General features: G+C 46.0%; 16 protein-coding genes and 1 rRNA gene. 9 read left to right on the forward strand and 8 right to left on the reverse strand.

Features of this window, described 5'->3' with window-relative positions; translation table 11 throughout:
* Positions 1–145: 145 nt before the first annotated feature.
* On the forward strand, positions 146–1309 hold the full coding sequence (locus tag ACMXYP_RS01975) for a pyridoxal phosphate-dependent aminotransferase (RefSeq protein ID WP_415883335.1): 1164 nt from the start codon (positions 146–148) through the stop codon (positions 1307–1309).
* Entirely contained in the window at positions 1309–2010 is a 702-nt protein-coding gene (gene sfsA / locus ACMXYP_RS01980; RefSeq protein WP_415883336.1) for a DNA/RNA nuclease SfsA, read from the forward strand. Before ACMXYP_RS01975 ends, sfsA begins: the two co-directional genes overlap by 1 nt.
* Here the strand turns inward: sfsA and ACMXYP_RS01985 are convergent.
* Complete coding sequence (locus tag ACMXYP_RS01985) at positions 2007–2321, reverse strand: Rieske (2Fe-2S) protein (RefSeq protein ID WP_415883337.1); 315 nt, start codon at positions 2319–2321, stop codon at positions 2007–2009. The genes sfsA and ACMXYP_RS01985 overlap by 4 nt on opposite strands.
* A complete protein-coding gene (locus ACMXYP_RS01990) occupies positions 2321–3847 on the reverse strand; it encodes an AAA family ATPase (protein ID WP_415883338.1) in 1527 nt (508 codons plus the stop codon). Before ACMXYP_RS01990 ends, ACMXYP_RS01985 begins: the two co-directional genes overlap by 1 nt.
* Before the next feature lie 45 nt (positions 3848–3892).
* Between ACMXYP_RS01990 and mrcB the strand changes: the two genes are divergently transcribed.
* Entirely contained in the window at positions 3893–6223 is a 2331-nt protein-coding gene (mrcB, locus tag ACMXYP_RS01995) for a penicillin-binding protein 1B (RefSeq protein WP_415883339.1), read from the forward strand.
* Positions 6211–6774 carry a tetratricopeptide repeat protein gene (locus ACMXYP_RS02000; protein WP_415883340.1) on the forward strand — a complete coding sequence of 188 codons (564 nt, stop codon included), beginning with the start codon at positions 6211–6213 and terminating at the stop codon, positions 6772–6774. The genes mrcB and ACMXYP_RS02000 overlap by 13 nt, the downstream gene beginning before the upstream one ends.
* Positions 6775–6842: 68 nt before the next feature.
* Here ACMXYP_RS02000 and ACMXYP_RS02005 read toward each other — a convergent pair whose 3' ends face one another.
* From ACMXYP_RS02005 to ACMXYP_RS02020, 4 genes are read right to left on the reverse strand one after another with little or no spacing between them, the layout of a single operon-like run.
* A complete protein-coding gene (locus tag ACMXYP_RS02005) occupies positions 6843–7445 on the reverse strand; it encodes a hypothetical protein (RefSeq protein WP_415883341.1) in 603 nt (200 codons plus the stop codon).
* Positions 7442–8725 (reverse strand): glutamate-1-semialdehyde 2,1-aminomutase, encoded by a 1284-nt coding sequence (hemL, locus tag ACMXYP_RS02010; RefSeq protein WP_415883342.1) that lies wholly within the window; start codon positions 8723–8725, stop codon positions 7442–7444. Before hemL ends, ACMXYP_RS02005 begins: the two co-directional genes overlap by 4 nt.
* A 17-nt stretch (positions 8726–8742) precedes the next feature.
* Positions 8743–9372: a thiamine phosphate synthase gene (gene thiE / locus ACMXYP_RS02015; RefSeq protein ID WP_415883343.1), complete on the reverse strand. Its 630-nt coding sequence runs from the start codon at positions 9370–9372 to the stop codon at positions 8743–8745.
* A gap of 3 nt (positions 9373–9375) precedes the next feature.
* Entirely contained in the window at positions 9376–11031 is a 1656-nt protein-coding gene (locus ACMXYP_RS02020) for a chloride channel protein (RefSeq protein WP_415883344.1), read from the reverse strand.
* Positions 11032–11185: 154 nt separating this feature from the next.
* Between ACMXYP_RS02020 and argC the strand changes: the two genes are divergently transcribed.
* The 3 genes from argC (at position 11186) to ACMXYP_RS02035 (ending at position 13220) form a co-directional block, all read left to right on the forward strand.
* Positions 11186–12220 carry an N-acetyl-gamma-glutamyl-phosphate reductase gene (argC, locus tag ACMXYP_RS02025; RefSeq protein WP_415883345.1) on the forward strand — a complete coding sequence of 345 codons (1035 nt, stop codon included), beginning with the start codon at positions 11186–11188 and terminating at the stop codon, positions 12218–12220.
* Positions 12221–12282: 62 nt separating this feature from the next.
* On the forward strand, positions 12283–12639 hold the full coding sequence (gene erpA / locus ACMXYP_RS02030; protein ID WP_415883346.1) for an iron-sulfur cluster insertion protein ErpA: 357 nt from the start codon (positions 12283–12285) through the stop codon (positions 12637–12639).
* Between the two features lie 128 nt (positions 12640–12767).
* Positions 12768–13220: a hypothetical protein gene (locus tag ACMXYP_RS02035; protein ID WP_415883347.1), complete on the forward strand. Its 453-nt coding sequence runs from the start codon at positions 12768–12770 to the stop codon at positions 13218–13220.
* On the opposite strand, the gene ACMXYP_RS02040 is transcribed toward ACMXYP_RS02035, so the two are convergent.
* Positions 13217–14326 (reverse strand): anhydro-N-acetylmuramic acid kinase, encoded by a 1110-nt coding sequence (locus tag ACMXYP_RS02040; RefSeq protein ID WP_415883348.1) that lies wholly within the window; start codon positions 14324–14326, stop codon positions 13217–13219. The two genes, ACMXYP_RS02035 and ACMXYP_RS02040, sit on opposite strands and share 4 nt — an antisense overlap.
* A gap of 2 nt (positions 14327–14328) precedes the next feature.
* Positions 14329–15666, reverse strand: coding sequence for a peptidoglycan DD-metalloendopeptidase family protein (locus tag ACMXYP_RS02045; RefSeq protein WP_415883349.1), 1338 nt, complete (start codon positions 15664–15666; stop codon positions 14329–14331).
* A gap of 214 nt (positions 15667–15880) precedes the next feature.
* Between ACMXYP_RS02045 and tyrS the strand changes: the two genes are divergently transcribed.
* On the forward strand, positions 15881–17176 hold the full coding sequence (gene tyrS / locus ACMXYP_RS02050; RefSeq protein ID WP_415883350.1) for a tyrosine--tRNA ligase: 1296 nt from the start codon (positions 15881–15883) through the stop codon (positions 17174–17176).
* A gap of 610 nt (positions 17177–17786) precedes the next feature.
* Positions 17787–19325: ribosomal RNA gene (locus ACMXYP_RS02055) — 16S ribosomal RNA — on the forward strand.
* Positions 19326–19336: the final 11 nt, after the last annotated feature.

Consider the following 19336-nt stretch of genomic DNA (forward strand, 5'->3'; position numbering starts at 1 on the left):
AGCCCTAAATGTATTCTATTGATACTAAAAGACATCTCATTAGGTTTAGTTCACCTTGAAGCGCTTGTAAATAGGCGCTCTAGGCGGGATATTCGTAAATGGTCTGAGGTATACTGCCATTTTTAGTGTTTGATCAGGTATTCGCATGGTATTCCGTCCTTCCCAACGTGTTGCAGAAATTGAGTCTTTTAAAGTGATGGACTTGCTTAAACGGGCTAAGCAACTTGATGATGTTGGATGTGACGTTATCCATATGGAGGTGGGTGAGCCTGATTTTGCAACAGCACCATTGATTGCAGAAGCAGCCAAAGCGGCGATTGATAGCGGCCTGACTCAGTATACGCCTGCCGCGGGTATTCCTGAATTACGTGAGGCGATCAGTCAGTGGTATGCCACGAAATATGGGCTAGAAGTCGCCCCTGAACGCATTGTTGTCACCACCGGCGCATCTAGTGCTTTGTTGATGGTGTTCTCTTTACTCGCTGATGCTGGGCAGTCGTTTATGATGGCTGATCCGGGTTATCCATGTAATCGCCAATTCCTGCGCTTTTTAGAAGCTAAATCTCAGTTAGTGCCGACTAATGCAGAAGATAATTTCCAGTTAAATGCTGAGTTGATTGGACAGCATTGGCAAGCTAATACCGCTGGGGTGCTGTTAGCTTCTCCTGCTAATCCAACCGGTATGGTTGTTCATCGGGATGAGTTAACTGATATTGCGGCGACAGTTAAAAAACTAGGTGGTCATCTTGTTGTTGATGAACTCTATCATGGGCTTACCTACGGAACAGATGCGCCAAGTGCATTAGAGATCGATAAGAATACCTTTGTTATCAATAGTTTTTCTAAATATTTTGGGATGACAGGTTGGCGTTTAGGTTGGCTGGTGGCACCTGAGGAGGCTGCCCCAGAATTAGAAAAATTGGCGCAGAATTTGATGATTTCGCCAAACACGGTTTCGCAATATGCAGCACTGGCTGCATTTAAGCCTGAAACGATTTCTGAATTGGAGCGTAGACGTTTTGAGTTCCAAAAACGTCGTGATCTTTTGGTGTCTGGATTAAGAGATTTAGGCTTTGATCTCCCAGTTACCCCTGAGGGGGCATTCTATGTGTATGCAGGCGCTAAGCACCTTACCGATAACACTTTCGATTATTGTTGGTCGTTGTTGGAAGAGGATCATATAGCGACGACGCCGGGGTTGGATTTTGGTCAGCACCGTAGTCAGGAATTTATTCGATTCTCTTACACTACAGGATTGGACCGCATTCAGTTGATGTTGGAGCGTTTAGGTAAAAGGATTCAAAAATAATGCAGTTCGAAGATCTAATCGAAGGGCGTTTGATCAAGCGTTATAAGCGTTTCCTTGCTGATGTTGTTTTGTCGGATGGTCGCGAAGTTACGATCCATTGTCCTAATACGGGCTCCATGAAAAACTGTGCTGATCCAGATAGCCGTGTTTGGGTGCACGACAGTGGCAATCCTAAACGTAAATACCCATTGGGTTGGGAGCTGGTGGAAGTTGAAGGGCAGTATCTCGCCTGTATCAATACCGGTCGTGCCAATAAACTGATTCGCGAAGGGATTGAGCAAGGGGTGATTGCTCAGCTGCAAGGGTACTCTGATATTCGTCAAGAGGTTAAGTATGGTGAAAACAGCCGTATTGATCTCTTGTTAGAAGATGAAGAGAAAGGTCGAGCATGGGTTGAAGTTAAGAATGTGACTTTGCTTGAATCTGATAACTGGGGAAGCTTTCCAGATGCAGTGACTAAGCGTGGCGCTAAACACTTGCAGGAGCTAATGGCGATGGTTGAGCAAGGTGATCGTGCTGTGATGCTGTTTTGTGTGCCTCACACAGGGATTAAACAAGTACGCCCAGCCGATCAGATTGACCCTGAATATGGCCGCTTACTGCGTGAGGCTATAGACGCTGGGGTAGAAGTAATCGCTTATGCTGCAGATATCTCGCCTGAACAGATTAGTATTCAACGCGAGATTCCGGTAATTACTTAGCCGAGGATCACTTGGCCATCATCTAAGGTAAATGGGATGGCGGTCAGGCTATCTTCTACGCAGGGGCCTGAGATGCATTCGCCACTGTCAATTTTGAAAAGCGCGCCATGGGTAGCACACTGGATGAAGGTCTTGTCGTAATCTAGGAACTGATTAGGCTGCCATTCTAGGGGAATGCTGCGATGTGGGCAGCTATTCTCATAGACGAATAACTCACCACGGTATTTTACCGCGAAAAGTTTTTTACCTTCGCACTCAAACCCTTTGGCCTGACCTTCAGTAATCTCATCAATATGGCATAAGGCTGTCATTAGAAAATTACCTCTTGGATTCGTAGCTGTTCTAATAATCGTACGATCGCTTCATCATCGTCGGTATCGATTGAGAGAGTAAGTGCTTGCTCCTCTTCTGTTAGAGGTTGTGCAAGCTGTTGTTGTTCCAACATGACCGCAATGTCAGCATCGGATGCATCCGAGCCTTCATTGGAACGGCGTTTCAAACGGGCTTCAATTAGTTTTTGCTCGCATTCGCAGCTGATAATGCGAATAGGTATACCGAGTTTCTCAGCCAGTTCGATATAATTCTGGCGTGTTCTTTGGCGCAAACAAGTTGCATCTACAATCACTGAGTAGCCGTTACGTAGCAGCTCTGCGCTTGTATCAAAAAGATGATTGAAGGTATGGGCGTTCATTTGTGGACCATACAGATCAATTTTTTCCCCTTTTAAGCTCAACTCGCGGAAAAGACGTTTGCGCTCAACATCAGAGCGGATACGAATTGTATCGGTTTGATCAACAAGCTGTTGGCTTAAATGGCTCTTGCCACTGCCGGAAATTCCATGCATCAAAAACAGTGCTGGCTTTGGTGCACGAGCATAGTAATCGGTTAGACGCAGATAGCGGCGCAGGGTTTGTAGATCGTGATGCTCGCCTAGTACTGCAACCTTGGCGCGAACCATGGAACGGTACGCTTTATAGAAATTAAGCAGTGGTAGTGCATTGTAATCACCACTGATTTCTAAGTAGCGATTTAAGCAGCGATTGGCCCAACGGAATTCACCGTTGGCTTCCAGATCCATAAGGAGAAAAGCAAGATCGCAAATACTATCGATCCAGCGGAACTGTAAGTTAAATTCGATACAGTCAAAGAGTCTTAGCTCATCATGAAAAAGAGTGATGTTGGCTAAGTGAAGGTCGCCATGGCATTCGCGAATATGACCGGATTGCTTACGTTGTTCAATTAGCGGTGTCAGTTTGCGGAACTGCTGCGCAGTGTAATGGGATAGCTTTTGTACTTTGTGCCAGTCATCTAGTTCGTCGATAGCGTCGGTGATATGGCTGAAGTTATCGGAGACAACTTCCCAAATCGTTTCCGCTTCACCCCAAGGGCTGTCTTGCGCCACAATCGGAATGCGCTGGTGAAAATCAGCAATCTGTTCGGCTAATGTATCTATCCAGCTAGCTTCAAAGCGATGATTGGCTAAAAGGAGATCTAGGCGTTGAGAGTGATCAAATTGCTGCATTTGAACAGCATATTCAATGATCTCTTCATCGCCTTCTGGATTGAATATCGGATTCTCAGCATTACCGCCAATAGTGATGACTTGCTGGTAGATATCAGGCGCTAATCGTTGATTTAGACGTAGCTCTTCCTCACAGAAGTGCTGACGCTTCTCTAGCGTGGTAAAATCCAGAAAACCGAAATCCACTGGCTTTTTAATCTTATAGGCATATTCGCCTGTTAAGATCAGCCAGGAAATGTGGGTTTCTATCACCTCAATCTGGTCGACTGGATGCGGATAGAACGAAGCTTGTTTTAGAGAGTCGATTAGGGTCATAAACGTACTGATATACCTGCTAAGGGAAGGCATTATACTGAGCCAATGGCAAAAAAGAGAGCACCAAAATCGTCAAGTCGTGGCAAAAGCACTAAAAAACCACGCAGTTTCCTGAAAAAGTTTCTTATCTTTCTGTTCAAACTGTCCCTTTTGGGCATGGTGATTGGCGGAATCGGTTTGATCTATCTGGATGTCCAAGTCAAAAGTAAATTTGAGGGTAAGCGCTGGGCATTGCCTGCCAAAGTGTATGCGCGGCCTCTCGAGTTGTATCCGGGGCAGGTATTAGATCGCCAAGCATTCAAGGAAGAATTGAAAGGCTTGGGCTACCGATTTGTAAATCGTGCGGATAAACCGGGGATGGTGGAGTGGGCTTCCAGTCGTGCTCGCGTGTATACCCGTGGATTCAGTTTCCCTGATGGTGATGAGAGCGCACAGCGTTTATTGCTGAGCTTCAGTGGCAATCAGTTAGTTTCGATTAAGGATAGTCGTGGTTCCATCGTTCCGTTAAGTCGCCTCGAACCGATCCTGATCGGTGGTATTTACCCTAGAGACAATGAAGACCGTGACCTGATTCGCTTAGAGCAAGCTCCTCAACTGCTTTTGGACTCATTGATTCAGATCGAGGATCGAGACTACTACAACCACTTTGGTGTGTCGCCAAAAGGTATCGCGCGTGCAATGTGGGTTAACCTTAAGGCGCGTCGCTTTATTCAGGGCGGTAGTACCCTGACACAGCAGTTGATCAAAAACTTCTATCTGACCTCTGATCGAACATTAGCGCGTAAGCTTATGGAAATCCCGATGGCTGTGCTATTGGATCTTCGCTACAGCAAGAATGAGATTCTAGAGGCTTATCTGAACGAAGTTTACTTGGGGCAATCGGGCTCCCGGGCAGTGCATGGGTTTGGCCTGGCGAGTCAGTATTACTTTGCCCAGCCTATTAATGAACTGAAACTTCATCAGGTCGCGCTATTGGCTGGTATGGTGAAAGGGCCATCTTACTTCGATCCAAGGCGTCACCCGGAACGTGCCAAAGCGCGTCGTGACCTTGTGTTGAAAGTACTTCAAGAACAGGGCGTGATCAGCATGAAAGATCGTCTAGATGCTGAGAAACGTGGCTTAGGTGTGGTTAAACAGCGTAGCCTGCATAAAGGTGCTTACCCTGCATATCTTGATCTTGTGAAACGTCAGTTGCGTGAAGAGTATCCTGAAGATGTGCTTAGCTCAGAAGGTTTGCGAGTATTCACTAGCTTAGATCCAATGGTGCAAGCGAATACTGCAGCTGCTCTGACCAAAACCATAGGCAATTTAAAGAAACGCTACGGCAAACCAGTCACTGCATTGCAGGGCGGTATTGTAGTCACTGATCCGCAAACGGGTGAAGTATTGGCGCTGGTGGGTGGTAAAAACGCGCGGTACCAAGGTTTTAACCGAGCTTTAGATGCGCGCCGTCCAATCGGTTCTTTGGTGAAACCAGCAGTCTTTTTGGCGGGGTTAGAAGAGGGTTATACCTTGGCTTCCCTTTTGGATGACCAGCCTATTAGTGTGCCGCTTCCTGGTGGTAAGAGTTGGGTGCCGCAGAACTTTGATCGTCAAAGCCACGGTAAAGTGCCGCTTTATCTATCTTTAGCGAAATCCTATAACCAGAGTACTGCTCAATTAGGTATGGATATAGGTTTGCCGAAAGTGATCGATACCTTAGAACGTCTAGGTATCTCTCGTGATCCCAAGCCTTACCCCTCGCTTTTACTGGGCGCGGAGTCGATGAGCCCATTTGAGATTGCGACGGTTTATCAGACGATTGCTGCAAATGGTTTTAGAACGCCGATGCGTGCTATTCGTTTGGTTACGGACTCAGAAGGGCAGGAGCTTTCTCGCTATCCATTTGAAGTGAAACAGGTGGTGACTGCGGAGAATATGCATCTGATTCAATATGCGTTGCAAGCGGTTACCCGAGAAGGTACAGGGCGCTATATCTATAGCCGTCTGCCAGGTTCAATTAATGTGGCTGGTAAGACCGGCACCAGTAATGGTCAGCGCGATAGTTGGTTTGCTGGTTTTGCAGGAGATCGTATGGCGGTGGTCTGGTTGGGTCTGGATGACAATGACAAACTGCCATTTACCGGCTCGGGAGGAGCATTACGGGTTTGGACCGAGTTAATGGTCAAAGAACGACCACAGTCGTTTATGGCGGTTCAGCCAGAAGAGATTGAGTATCACTGGGTTGAAGAAAAAACAGGTTTGATCTCTGCCGAACAGTGTCAGGGTGTGCGACAATTGCCGTTCATAAAAGGTACAGCTCCGCAAGATTACGCTGAATGTGCCGGAAATCAGCAACAAGAATCTATGGATTGGTTTGAACGATGGTTCAGATAATTAAGCGTTATAAAACAGCTGGAGCACTTTTAACAGCGTTGGCTTTGACTGGGTGTGTGAGTGGAACAGGAGTATACCGTCCCCCTGTAGAGGATCGATCAGGGCAAGATGGCGTTATTCAGTCAGCCGAATCTGCTACGGGTGTTCAAATCAAACCTACGGTTGTTCGAGAATCGCGAACTGAGAAGTCTGTCGCGGTACCAGTTCCAACGCCTGTGACTGCTCGAGCTCAAAACCCTGCTGTCATTGCTCTGTTAAACAACGCAAACCAGCAGAAAAATAGAGGGGCAATGCAGGCGGCTGAAAGTAGCCTTGAGCGTGCGCAACGGATCGCTCCTAGGGATCCGGAAATCTATTACCAATGGGCTGATGTTCGTCGCCTTGAAGGTCAGTGGGCTCAAGCCGAGCAAATGGCTCTCAAAGGTACAAATATGGCCATTGGTGATGTCGTTATGTTGCGAAGATTGTGGTTGCTGATTGCGGATATTCGTCAAAGTTCAGGTGATCGTTCTGGAGCAAATGCTGCCCGGACTAAAGCGCTGAACTACTAATCGGATAAGTACTAAAAAGCAGCCTAAATGGCTGCTTTTTTATGCGTGAAATATCTGGTCGAGACAGCTTAAGGAAGCTTTTCTTTTCCAAGGGCTATGCTCAAAAGTATCAGAGCAACAGCAAGCACTGAATGATACAGAGCTGGGCCGGCCAAATGAGGCATTAGAGATGCCTGACTATAGACAAGTGTCGAAACTGCAATTGCAATTGCGGATGCAGTACCTGCCGCTTTAGTGATTAGAGGCTGTATTCTCAAACAGCTGATTAACAACGCAAGTGCAGATAGTCCTGCGAGTGCTTGGCTGTAGGTGACGCCTACTTCGCTACGGCGACACAGCTCAAATAGAGCGAATAATACTAATAACCAACGTCCCCATGCTGCACGTGACCAATCCTTCTTCCAAGCATAATCAAACATGGCGCTTGCTATTAAAGGGATTGCAGCAAAGTACGCTAGGTTATCCAGCAGGCGCCTGAACGTGACTGAATCCTGATCTGTTCCTTGTAGCAGGAGTGCACCAGCACCTGAGCAAGCGATAAATGCAGCCGACAGGCTAATGACCATACTGGCAGTATGATCATGTTTCTCGCCTACTCTATAACTGCGGCCTGCTAAAAATAGAGCACTGGCAATAAGAAGAGCATTGCCAGCTATGATCGCTAAGGTCATTTTAGATTCGCAAAAACGTGGTCAGCTGCTGCGAGTGTTTTCTCAATATCTTCCTGTGTGTGTGCAGCAGATACAAAGCCTGCTTCAAATGCTGAAGGTGCTAGATATACGCCTTGCTCAAGCATGCCGTGGAAGAATTTAGAGAAACGATCTGCGTCGCACGCCATAGTTTCAGCGAAGCTAGTTACTTGCTCTTGCTCAGTGAAGAATAGACCGAACATGCCACCAACACGGCTAGTGGTAAATGGAATACCATTTGCCATCGCTACAGCTTCTAAACCTTCGGTTAGTAGCTCTACTTTTGCGCTTAGTTGCTCGTAGAAACCAGGTTTAGAAACAGCGTTCAGCATCGCTAGGCCTGCAGCCATTGCGAGTGGGTTACCGGAAAGCGTACCCGCTTGGTAAACAGCGCCTAGCGGAGCGATATGCTCCATGATCTCTTTCTTACCACCAAACGCGCCTACTGGTAGACCACCGCCAATAACTTTACCTAGCGTCGTCAGGTCAGGCGTTACGTTATAAACAGACTGTGCGCCACCCAGTGCTACACGGAAGCCCGTCATTACTTCGTCAAAGATCAGAACCGTGCCGTATTCATCACATACTTCACGAAGACCTTCTAAGAAGCCTGGAAGAGGAGGGATGCAGTTCATGTTGCCGGCTACAGGTTCAACGATGATACACGCGATCTGATCACCGATCTCTGCGAATGCTTTACGAACGCTGTCGATATCGTTGTGAGTCAGAGTGATGGTGTGTTCAGCAAGAGAGGCTGGAACACCTGGTGAGCTAGGCTCACCTAAAGTCAGCATGCCAGAGCCTGCTTTAACCAATAGAGAATCGGAATGACCGTGGTAGCAGCCTTCAAACTTAACAATCTTATCGCGCTTAGTGTAACCACGTGCCAGACGGATCGCACTCATAGTTGCTTCTGTACCAGAGCTAACCATACGGACCATGTCTAAAGATGGCATGATCTCGCAAACCTTGTTTGCCATCTCGATTTCGATCTCAGTTGGCGCGCCAAAACCTAGACCGTTATCTAAAGAAACGCGTACAGCATCGATTACTTCACTGTTGCAATGACCTAAGATCATTGGTCCCCAAGAGCCAACGTAGTCGATGTATTTGTTACCGTCTTCATCAAACAAGTAAGCGCCTTCGCCTTGTTTGAAGAAGATTGGGGTGCCGCCTACACCTTTAAATGCACGCACAGGAGAGTTAACTCCACCGGGAATGTGAACTTGAGCTGCTTGGAAAAGTTCTTCTGAACGGGACATCTTTATTCTCTCTGAAATCAATTAGTGAAGAGCTGGTGGAACTGTTTTGCTGCTGCAGTCACTTTTTTGTTCGCGTATAGCGCATGTATGACGGCAACCATATCGGCACCTGCTGTTACAATCTGGTCGGCATTATCCACGCTAATGCCTCCAATCGCCACTATTGGCAAGTTAACTTTGTCTTTTACATCTTTAACCAACGAAAGAGGAGCTGGCTTGGCATTGGGTTTAGTTTTCGATGGGAAGAATGCGCCGAATGCTAAATATGAAGCACCGGCTTGTTGTGCTTTTAAGGCTAGCTCCAATGAATCATGGCAGGTTACACCGATGATCGCATCTTCGCCTAGCATTTCGCGAGCTTCCTCTATTGCGCCATCGCTTTGTCCCAAGTGCACACCTGCGGCACCAATACCTGCAGCTAAGCCTGCATCATCATTAATGATGAGCGGGATTTTGTTCTTTTTACAAATAAGGTTTAAAGCCGATGCTTGCTCAACGCGTTTTTTAAGATCGGATGATTTATCTCGATACTGAATAATCTTCGCACCGCCCTGTATGCTTTGTTCAACTTTGCGCAGCATTGTTTCAGTATCGGGCATTAGATCGGAATCAGTAATGCCGTATAGGCCTTTTAAACTGTATGTCATAGATCAGTCTTTGCGGTAGAAATCTTCAATTTGGCTTCGGGTTAGTAGGCCCGTAATTTTTTTCTGATTATTTAAAACGTATAAAGCTTCGGTGCTTTTATTATTCATTCTATCCAGAGCTTCTTGTAGTGTTGCTTTGCTATCGATACTACTAGCATCGAGACGAAGTGCCGGTATTTCTAATAGATCAATATCCTTATGTGGTTCAAAGCTATTTCTAAGGTGAAGATGCAGATCTCCAGGGGAGAGGAAACTGAAGTTATTATCTTTTTCTACCAGAACCCAATCGGGGCTAGTCTCTAAGGCATGTTGAGCGCCTTTTTCGGAGACGATTGCAGTACTTTTTACAAAATTCGTTGTCATGATGCTTTGTACAGCTGAGCCATTAAGTATCTGGGCAATAGGTTTATATCGATAATCCAACCCTTGTAACTGCATACTGATAACAAAGATCGACGGCATTTTGAAAACGTAGCGGGCGATCAAATTTGAAACCACAATGGAAATCATTGCGGGAAAAATAATATTCGGATTGGATGAAAGCTCCAATATCGCCACAAGTGCGGCCATAGGCGCGTTGGCAACAGCGCCCATCATGCTGCCCATACCCAATAAGGCATAGAATCCAGAATTTGCTACATCTTGGTCAACGGCACTAGCACCAAAGATACCGAGAATTCCCCCCGCCATAGCGCCTATGAAAAAGGTAGGCCCGATAAGTCCTGCTGGAACACCAAGGCCAAGAACAATCGGTGTCAGAACGCACTTGGCTAGGACTATGCCTATTAGTAAACCAATTCCCACTTCGCCATGTAAAACAGAGGTCACTGTGTCGTAGCCCAATCCCATTATTTGTGGATAAAACAGAGCCATTGAGCCAGTGAGAATACCTGCCAACATCAACTTGGATCTATACGTAAAGACGGAATGATCGGACCACTTCATTGTTGCACGCATTAGCGCAATAAATAGAACTGCTAAAAGTCCAATAATAAGGCCTAAAAAGGCCACGTAAGGAATTTCATGCAGAGATTCTATATGTAGTTGAGGGACAGTAAGTACTAACTGATTCCCTAGCATTATCTGGACAACTAGCGTGCCTGTTGCTGCAGCAACCATGACTGGCATAAAACCAATGACGGTGTATTCCAGTAATATGACTTCCATGGCAAAGACGACGCCTGCTAATGGGGTGTTAAAGGTAGCGGCAATACCTGCGGCAGCGCCGCAGCCTGCCAGTATTCTTAAAGTATTGTTGGGTAGTTTTAATCTTTGTCCAAGTTGGCTACCACATGCTGCACCTAAGTGAATAGCTGGGCCCTCTTTACCGACAGAGTGACCGCATAGCAGAGCAATTGAAGCCGCAATAAGTTGAACGACGGCGTTCACCAAAGGCAGATTGCTTTGATGGTAAGCCATTCGTTCCAATAAGTGAGCAACACCTACTTTGCGATTCAGTGGGGTGACGCGTGATAAAACCGCTATCAGTAATAAACTACCGACAATAGGGAGGAAGAAATGATGCCAAGAAGAAAGCCCTTCAAAGTTATCACTGTCACCTCCCGGTAAAAAGCTAGAAAGCGGGAGTTCAAGCAATAACCGAAAGCTGCCTAAAACAAGACCGCACAACAATCCGCAGATTAACCCTAGGATAACCATTTGGGGCAATGCTTCACTGTGAGCAAGGCGATGGCGGAAATGGTCAAGAGAAAAAGTATTTCGCAGCATAAGCTAGATTATTTATTAATAGTCATAAGGGTCTTAGTTTCTGTATTATACGTTACCAGTTTTTCATCCCTTATGAGAGGTTCCTGTGATTAAGGTAGGTATTGTAGGCGGTACCGGTTATACCGGTGTAGAGTTACTTCGTTTGTTGGCAAATCATCCTCAGGCAAAAGTAGAGGTTATTACTTCTCGCTCAGAGGAAGGCGTCAGTGTGGCTGACATGTATCCCAACCTTCGAGGACACCACGATCTGCGCTTTACCGTACCTGATGTGGGAACGCTAAGTGGTTGCGATGTCGTTTTCTTTGCGACACCTCATGGGGTTGCCATGAATATGGCTGCCGAGCTTGTTGGTAAGGGTGTTAAAGTTATTGATCTAGGCGCTGACTTCAGAATCAAGGATCTGGAGCTTTGGTCTAAGTGGTATGGCATGGAGCATACTCAACCAGAGATGGCTGAATTGGCTGTATACGGCTTACCAGAAGTAAATCGTGAACAGATCAAAGATGCGCAACTGATTGCTTGCCCAGGTTGTTACCCAACTGCGACGCAGCTTGCTTATTTGCCGTTATTGGAAAACAAACTGATCGATCACCGTCGTCTAATTGCTGACTGTAAATCAGGTGTAAGTGGTGCTGGTCGTGGTGCGAAAGTTGGTATGTTGTTGTGCGAAGCGAGCGAAAGCATGATGGCTTATGGTGTGCCGGGTCATCGTCACTTGCCTGAAATTAAGCAAGGTCTTGCGTTAGCAGCAGAGCGTCCAGTGCATCTGACGTTTGTTCCGCACCTAACGCCAATGATTCGTGGCATCCATTCTACTTGTTACGGTGTATTGAAAGATCCTGTAGATCACGATCTACAAGCAATCTTTGAAGAACGTTACGCTAACGAACCGTTTGTTGATGTTATGCCAGCAGGTAGTCATCCACAAACGAGAAGTGTTAAAGGTGCGAACGTTTGCCGTATCAGCGTTCATCGCCCTCAAGGTGAAGATACTGTGGTTGTGTTATCTGTGATTGATAACCTTGTTAAAGGTGCTGCGGGTCAGGCGGTTCAGAACATGAACATTATATTTGGTTTTGAAGAGACTGCTGGGCTGAATATTGTTGGCTTAATGCCTTAATACTTGACTGAATTAGTCGGTTAAGGTGATAATTGTGCTCAGCTTAATTGAGTATGGTCGTTATGATAGAAACAGTTGATCCAATTGCAGAGCCGGAGATGGTATTTACTACTTCTGCCGCTGCTAAAGTAAAATCTCTTATGGAAGAGGAAGAGAATAATAGCCTGAAGTTACGTGTATTTATTACGGGTGGCGGCTGTGCCGGTTTCTCTTACGGCTTCACTTTTGATGAAAACGCTGCAGATGATGATACTGTGATTGAGCGTGATGGTGTGTTCATGGTGGTGGATCCGATGAGCTTTCAATATCTAGTTGGTTCGGAAGTGGACTTCAAAGAGGGTCTGCAAGGTTCTCAGTTTGTGATTAACAACCCGAACGCGACAACAACTTGTGGTTGTGGTTCATCCTTCTCTATCTAGCTGTTTCTGTTCAGCTTAGTCTAAGCTTACATACGATAGTAATAGGTGATCCCTTGTTATGAGGGGGCCTATTACTATATCTTCTACTCTGTCGTAGGTTATTAATTTAAGTCCTCTAGGGGAATAATATGCGTCAGTTGGTCTTTTCTGTTTTTTGTATGCTTTTTTCTGGCTTGCTCATGGCTCAGCCATTGCAGTCGCCTATATCTCCAGATATCGCTAATGATCGTTATCTGGCGCTGATTAAAAAGCACACGCCTAGTGAAGTTGAAATGCTTTTTCAAAGAGCGAGTATGCTAGTTGATGAGGTAGAGAATCTTTCATCCTACGAACCGATCGTGTTTGTTTTGCATGGTGATGAAGCGCATGCCTTCCGGCATCAGAATATGAATCAGTATAAAAGCTTGTTAGAGCTTGCTGAACGATTGGACTCGAATAATGTGATCGATATCCGTGTGTGTGAAACATGGATGCGAGCAAATGGCGTAGAGCGCTCAGAGCTACCTGCGTTTATCGATACGATTCCACTAGGTCCTGCGGAACAGGTTAGGTTACGCCAACAAGGTTATCTGTACTTTTAGGCTTGATAGATCGCGCCTAGAATTCGATCCCCTTTTGCGCCGGTAACATTTGGATTGTTGCCGGCTTTCCCATCTAAACAGCGCATCGCTAACCAAGCAAAGGCTGCTGCTTCCATCCAATCCGCATCAATTCCGATATCGTCACTATTACTGACCTTAATGTTTGGTAATAAATCAGATATGCGTTGCGTAAGTGCTTGGTTGAAACTGCCGCCGCCACAGATATATAGCTCAAATACCTGGCTAGGAATGTGTGTTTTTATAGCGTCGGTTATGCTGGTGGCGGTCAATTCAAGCAAAGTGCGTTGTACATCTTCCGCTTTAATCGCAGGAAGCGTGGATAGTGTTTGTTTTAGCCAGGCTAAATTAAACTGTTCCCTGCCAGTGCTTTTAGGTGGAGGTTCTGAAAAATATTCAATAGAGCTTAATTGCTCTAAAAGATCCTCATTAATGGAGCCGGATAGTGCCCATTTGCCATTTTGATCGAAGGGAAGGTCTCGACAGTGCTTGATCCACGCATCTAATAAAACGTTACCAGGACCAGTATCAAAGCCAAGGATGTTTTGCTCTTCAGATTTTGGAAGGAAAGTAAGGTTAGCCATCCCGCCGATATTCAGCAGAATACGATTGCAGTCATGTGAATGCAGCATTGCATTATGAAACGCCGGTACCAAAGGCGCGCCTTGGCCATTGGCAGCCATATCGCGACGTCGAAAATCTGCCACAGTGGTGATACCGGTTAGTTCAGCAATTTGGTTTGCGTCACCTATTTGCAAAGTGAAACCAAATTCTGGACGGTGACGGATAGTTTGACCGTGGCTGCCGATTGCTGAAACTTGCTCAGCAGATAAACCGTTTTTGCTTAAAAGATTATTTACGGTTTTGGCGAAGAGCTTGCCTAAAGATCTATCTACTTTGCCCATTAAATCAATTTCAAGATCGCCGGGCTGGGTCAGTGTCAAAATATCGTTCTTTAACGTTGCTGGGATCTCTTCAGCGTGCGTAGCTACCATTTCAAAATTTGGTGTTAATCTAACGGCAACTGCGTCGATACCATCCAGACTGGTACCTGACATTAACCCAATAAATAGATCCTTCTGACTCATGCTTAACGATTGCTCTGTGCAAGTGTGGTGGCTTGGTGAGTTTCAAGCTGAGCTAATAAGCTACTCGCCGTTTCCGTAAAGTTACTTCGCTCAGCTTTAGCGATAGGAGAAGCTTGTGGCAATTTAACCGTCAGAGGGTTCTTGTGAACGCCATTTACGCGAAACTCGTAATGAAGGTGAGGGCCGCTCGCAAGGCCTGTTTGACCAACAAAACCAATCACTTGGCCTTGCTTAACCCGAGTGCCGACACGTTGTCCGCGTTTAAAATTACTCATGTGGGCATAAAGGGTGGTGATATTGCTACCGTGTTGGACGATTACAACATTGCCAAATCCGCCTTTTCTACCACGGAATGTGATTTTTCCTTCACCAGCAGCTTTAATTGGTGTGCCTGTTCGAGCTGCATAATCCACGCCCTTGTGAGCGCGAATGCGATTGAGTACAGGGTGCTTACGACTGAGGCTGAAGCGTGAGCTGATACGGGCAAAATCTACCGGCGAGCGAAGGAAGGCTTTGCGCATACTATAGCCTTCAGGTGTGTAGTAGCTGCTATCGCCTTGGGTATTTGTATAACGAAGAGCTGTGAATTTATTGCCTCTGTTAGTAAATTGAGCAGCAATGATAGGACCTTCGCCAATTTTCTCGCCATCTAGATAATGCTCTTCATAAATGAGGCTGAAATCGTCGTTTTTACGGATATCTAGGACGAAATCCACATCCCAGCCGAATATGCTGGCGAGCTCCATAATTTTTTTGCTAGAAAGGCCTGCTTCGGCACCCGCTAAAAATAGAGAGTCTTTTATAGTACCTGAAGTGAATTGTTGTCTTATTTCAGGTGTTCTGATGACAGAATTAATCTGATAAGAGCCATTATTGTCGGTGTATAGAATAGTGTGCTTTAGCTTTGATTCGGTATGCTTAAGTTTGCTTAACTTTCCGTTTTTTATTTCAAAGCTTAATGTTTGGCCTGGAAACAGACGGGTAAATGCTTTTGTTTCTTTGCCAGCGGCAGCGACATGATAAACATCACGCGGAGTGAGTCCTGCCTTCTTGAACATGGAGGTTAGGTTGTCGCCATCCCCTATGACATATGATATCCAATTAGGCTCTACAGGGGCTGTTGTAATAGTTTGAGAAGGAATTGTTGTGACTGTTTTTGGGTCAAGTGTATCTACTGTTTTTATAACAGTAAGTGGTGGGGGTAAGTCTCCGCGATTTGCCCCTACCTCTTGTGATGGAAGCAGTAAAAGAGTCAGGCCTAAAATAAGCACACAGGCACTGACAGCCACTAAGTGAACCGTGGGAAAGTTTCCACGGAACTGTTTAACGCGATTTAGCACCCTATACCCCTTCATTATCATATTGGGTTGCTGAAAATTAAGCGTTGCATTATGCCACTGTCATCAAAGAAAGTCGGCTTAGTTAAATAAAACTTAAGGATTGCTTAACGATTACTAAGAAAAATTGCTGAGAACTTATTTGTTTGCAGGCTTAGCAAGGGCTAAAATAACCGCTTCGAATTTTTAGCCGTAATTTAAAGGGCAAGCAAAAGAAATGAGTGAAGCACTATTAAACGACCTACAAGCGCGCGGGCTAGTTGCGCAGATGACAAGCGAAGAAGATTTGGCAAAGCATCTTGCTGAAGGCAGTGTGACACTTTATTGCGGCTTCGACCCTACAGCGGATAGTTTGCATATTGGTAGTCTTGTACCACTACTAACACTAAAGCGTTTTCAGGAATTTGGTCACAAGCCGCTTGCGCTTGTGGGTGGGGCAACTGGTCTGATTGGTGATCCAAGCTTTAAAGCGCAAGAGCGTAAGTTAAATGATGATTCAACAGTAGCAGGTTGGGTTGAGAAGCTTAAAGCTCAGGTTAGTGCATTTGTAGATTTCGACTGTGGTGCTAATAGTGCTGAAGTTGTGAATAACCTCGATTGGACACAAAACGTAAATGTTCTAACTTTCTTGCGTGATATTGGCAAGCACTTCTCTGTTAACCAGATGATAGCTAAAGAATCAGTGAAGCAACGTATTGATCGTGAAGGTGAAGGCATCTCTTTCACTGAATTTACGTATATGATTTTGCAATCGTATGACTTCCAGCAATTGAATGCGTCTCATGGCTGTACTTTACAGATCGGTGGTTCTGATCAGTGGGGCAATATTACGGGCGGTACTGAACTGACTCGTCGCATGAATGGCAATCAAGCATTTGGTTTGACGCTACCACTTATCACTAAATCAGACGGTACCAAATTCGGTAAAACTGAATCGGGTACTATCTGGCTAGATGCAAATAAAACATCTCCATATGCTTTCTATCAGTTCTGGCTACAAACGGCAGATGCAGATGTTTACCGTTTCCTTAAGTACTTCACATTCTTACCTGTAGCAGATATTGAAGCGTTAGAAAAAGAAGATGCAGAGCGCCAAGGTCGTCCAGAAGGTCAACGTGTTCTTGCTGAAGAAGTAACGCGACTTGTTCATGGTGAGGAAGGTTTAGCTGCGGCTAAGCGTATTACAGAAGCACTATTCTCGGGTGAAACATCCGAACTAAGCGAACAGGATTATGCGCAGCTAGCCCAAGACGGTTTGCCATCATCTGTAATTAATCCAGAAGAAGTGTCTGAAACGCCTTTAACGACTATCTTGTCAGAAGCGGGTATGGCGCCTGGCGGTAAGCAAGTTAAAGATGCGCTGCAGCGAAATGCGGTGATTGTTAACGGTAACGCACATGGCTTTGAAGATAATATGAAAGCGACAGAGGTGTTCGCCGAGTCAAATGCACGCTTTGGTAAGTACTTCTTAGTTAAGCTAGGCAAAAAGAAACACCATCTATTCTCTCTTTAAGTCATAAGAGGGAGTATAGAGAAGGCGTTGAGGTAAAACTCAGCGCCTTTTTTGTATTTGTTGACTACTATTTAAACGCTATTGATCAACCCTTGATCGACTTGTGATGATTTGTAAGTTTTTTTCAACTTTTTGCACTTTTTTTAAGATTGGGTGTTGACCCTTTTTTAGATGTCTGTAGAATTCGCCGTCCTTGCTTAGGGAGGCCGCTTTTTAAGGGGCTGCAGAGCTGAGTGAGGTGCTTAGTAAGTGATTGAAAATATTGGTTTTTAAGATTGCTTACGGAGCAGGATTCAAAGTCCGGTTGCTGAGTAAAAACTTTTTACAAAATTGCAAAATAAACGGTTGACTTTGAATGAGCGCAAAGTAGAATATGCGCCTCGCTTGAGACGAAACGCTGATTCAGCGGAGAGTCAAGAAAGCAACGCTCTTTAACAATTTGATCAGATAATTCGTGTGGGCGCTTGTTGAGAAGAAGCAAACTTTTTCTAGACAAGCAACCAAGTGAATTCATTTAAAGCGATTTACAAAGGTTTAACGTTCTTAAGAATGTTATCCGGTTGTTTAGTACTAGAGCCCGTTACCACATTCCTGGTAACACAAATGATTTAAACTGAAGAGTTTGATCATGGCTCAGATTGAACGCTGGCGGCAGGCCTAACACATGCAAGTCGAACGGTAACATGACTAGCTTGCTAGTTGATGACGAGTGGCGGACGGGTGAGTAACGCGTAGGAATCTACCCAGTAGCGGGGGATAAGCCAGAGAAATTTGGTCTAATACCGCATACGCCCTAAGGGGAAAGCAGGGGATCTTCGGACCTTGCACTATTGGATGAGCCTGCGTGAGATTAGCTAGTTGGTGAGGTAATGGCTCACCAAGGCGACGATCTCTAGCTGGTCTGAGAGGATGATCAGCCACACTGGAACTGAGACACGGTCCAGACTCCTACGGGAGGCAGCAGTGGGGAATATTGCACAATGGGCGCAAGCCTGATGCAGCCATGCCGCGTGTGTGAAGAAGGCCCTAGGGTTGTAAAGCACTTTCAGCAGTGAGGAAAGGTTAGTAGTTAATACCTGCTAGCTGTGACGTTAACTGCAGAAGAAGCACCGGCTAACTCCGTGCCAGCAGCCGCGGTAATACGGAGGGTGCGAGCGTTAATCGGAATTACTGGGCGTAAAGCGCGCGTAGGTGGATTGGTCAGTCAGATGTGAAAGCCCAGGGCTCAACCTTGGAACTGCACCTGATACTGCCAATCTAGAATACGGTAGAGGGTAGTGGAATTTCCTGTGTAGCGGTGAAATGCGTAGATATAGGAAGGAACACCAGTGGCGAAGGCGACTACCTGGACCGATATTGACACTGAGGTGCGAAAGCGTGGGGAGCAAACAGGATTAGATACCCTGGTAGTCCACGCCGTAAACGATGTCTACTAGCCGTTGGGAGACTTGATCTTTTAGTGGCGCAGCTAACGCGATAAGTAGACCGCCTGGGGAGTACGGCCGCAAGGTTAAAACTCAAATGAATTGACGGGGGCCCGCACAAGCGGTGGAGCATGTGGTTTAATTCGACGCAACGCGAAGAACCTTACCAACTCTTGACATCCAGAGAAGTTACTAGAGATAGTTTCGTGCCTTCGGGAACTCTGAGACAGGTGCTGCATGGCTGTCGTCAGCTCGTGTTGTGAAATGTTGGGTTAAGTCCCGTAACGAGCGCAACCCTTGTCCTTATTTGCCAGCACTTCGGGTGGGAACTCTAAGGAGACTGCCGGTGACAAACCGGAGGAAGGTGGGGACGACGTCAAGTCATCATGGCCCTTACGAGTTGGGCTACACACGTGCTACAATGGCCGGTACAGAGGGCCGCGAACCTGCGAGGGTAAGCTAATCTCAGAAAACCGGTCGTAGTCCGGATTGGAGTCTGCAACTCGACTCCATGAAGTCGGAATCGCTAGTAATCGCGAATCAGAATGTCGCGGTGAATACGTTCCCGGGCCTTGTACACACCGCCCGTCACACCATGGGAGTGGATTGCACCAGAAGTAGCTAGCTTAACCTTCGGGAGGGCGGTTACCACGGTGTGGTTCATGACTGGGGTGAAGTCGTAACAAGGTAGCCCTAGGGGAACCTGGGGCTGGATCACCTCCTTAAACGAAAGCCG

Source organism: Neptuniibacter sp. QD34_54 (genome assembly GCF_047778055.1).
Classification (GTDB): Bacteria; Pseudomonadota; Gammaproteobacteria; order Pseudomonadales; family Balneatricaceae; genus Neptuniibacter.

Coding starts and splice junctions, on each gene's coding strand:
- ACMXYP_RS01975 (WP_415883335.1), top strand. CDS start 146: ATGGTATTCCGTCCTTCCCAACGTGTTGCAGAAATTGAGTCTTTTAAA.
- sfsA (WP_415883336.1), top strand. CDS start 1,309: ATGCAGTTCGAAGATCTAATCGAAGGGCGTTTGATCAAGCGTTATAAG.
- ACMXYP_RS01985 (WP_415883337.1), bottom strand. CDS start 2,321: ATGACAGCCTTATGCCATATTGATGAGATTACTGAAGGTCAGGCCAAA.
- ACMXYP_RS01990 (WP_415883338.1), bottom strand. CDS start 3,847: ATGACCCTAATCGACTCTCTAAAACAAGCTTCGTTCTATCCGCATCCA.
- mrcB (WP_415883339.1), top strand. CDS start 3,893: ATGGCAAAAAAGAGAGCACCAAAATCGTCAAGTCGTGGCAAAAGCACT.
- ACMXYP_RS02000 (WP_415883340.1), top strand. CDS start 6,211: ATGGTTCAGATAATTAAGCGTTATAAAACAGCTGGAGCACTTTTAACA.
- ACMXYP_RS02005 (WP_415883341.1), bottom strand. CDS start 7,445: ATGACCTTAGCGATCATAGCTGGCAATGCTCTTCTTATTGCCAGTGCT.
- hemL (WP_415883342.1), bottom strand. CDS start 8,725: ATGTCCCGTTCAGAAGAACTTTTCCAAGCAGCTCAAGTTCACATTCCC.
- thiE (WP_415883343.1), bottom strand. CDS start 9,372: ATGACATACAGTTTAAAAGGCCTATACGGCATTACTGATTCCGATCTA.
- ACMXYP_RS02020 (WP_415883344.1), bottom strand. CDS start 11,031: ATGGTTATCCTAGGGTTAATCTGCGGATTGTTGTGCGGTCTTGTTTTA.
- erpA (WP_415883346.1), top strand. CDS start 12,283: ATGATAGAAACAGTTGATCCAATTGCAGAGCCGGAGATGGTATTTACT.
- ACMXYP_RS02035 (WP_415883347.1), top strand. CDS start 12,768: ATGCGTCAGTTGGTCTTTTCTGTTTTTTGTATGCTTTTTTCTGGCTTG.
- ACMXYP_RS02040 (WP_415883348.1), bottom strand. CDS start 14,326: ATGAGTCAGAAGGATCTATTTATTGGGTTAATGTCAGGTACCAGTCTG.
- tyrS (WP_415883350.1), top strand. CDS start 15,881: ATGAGTGAAGCACTATTAAACGACCTACAAGCGCGCGGGCTAGTTGCG.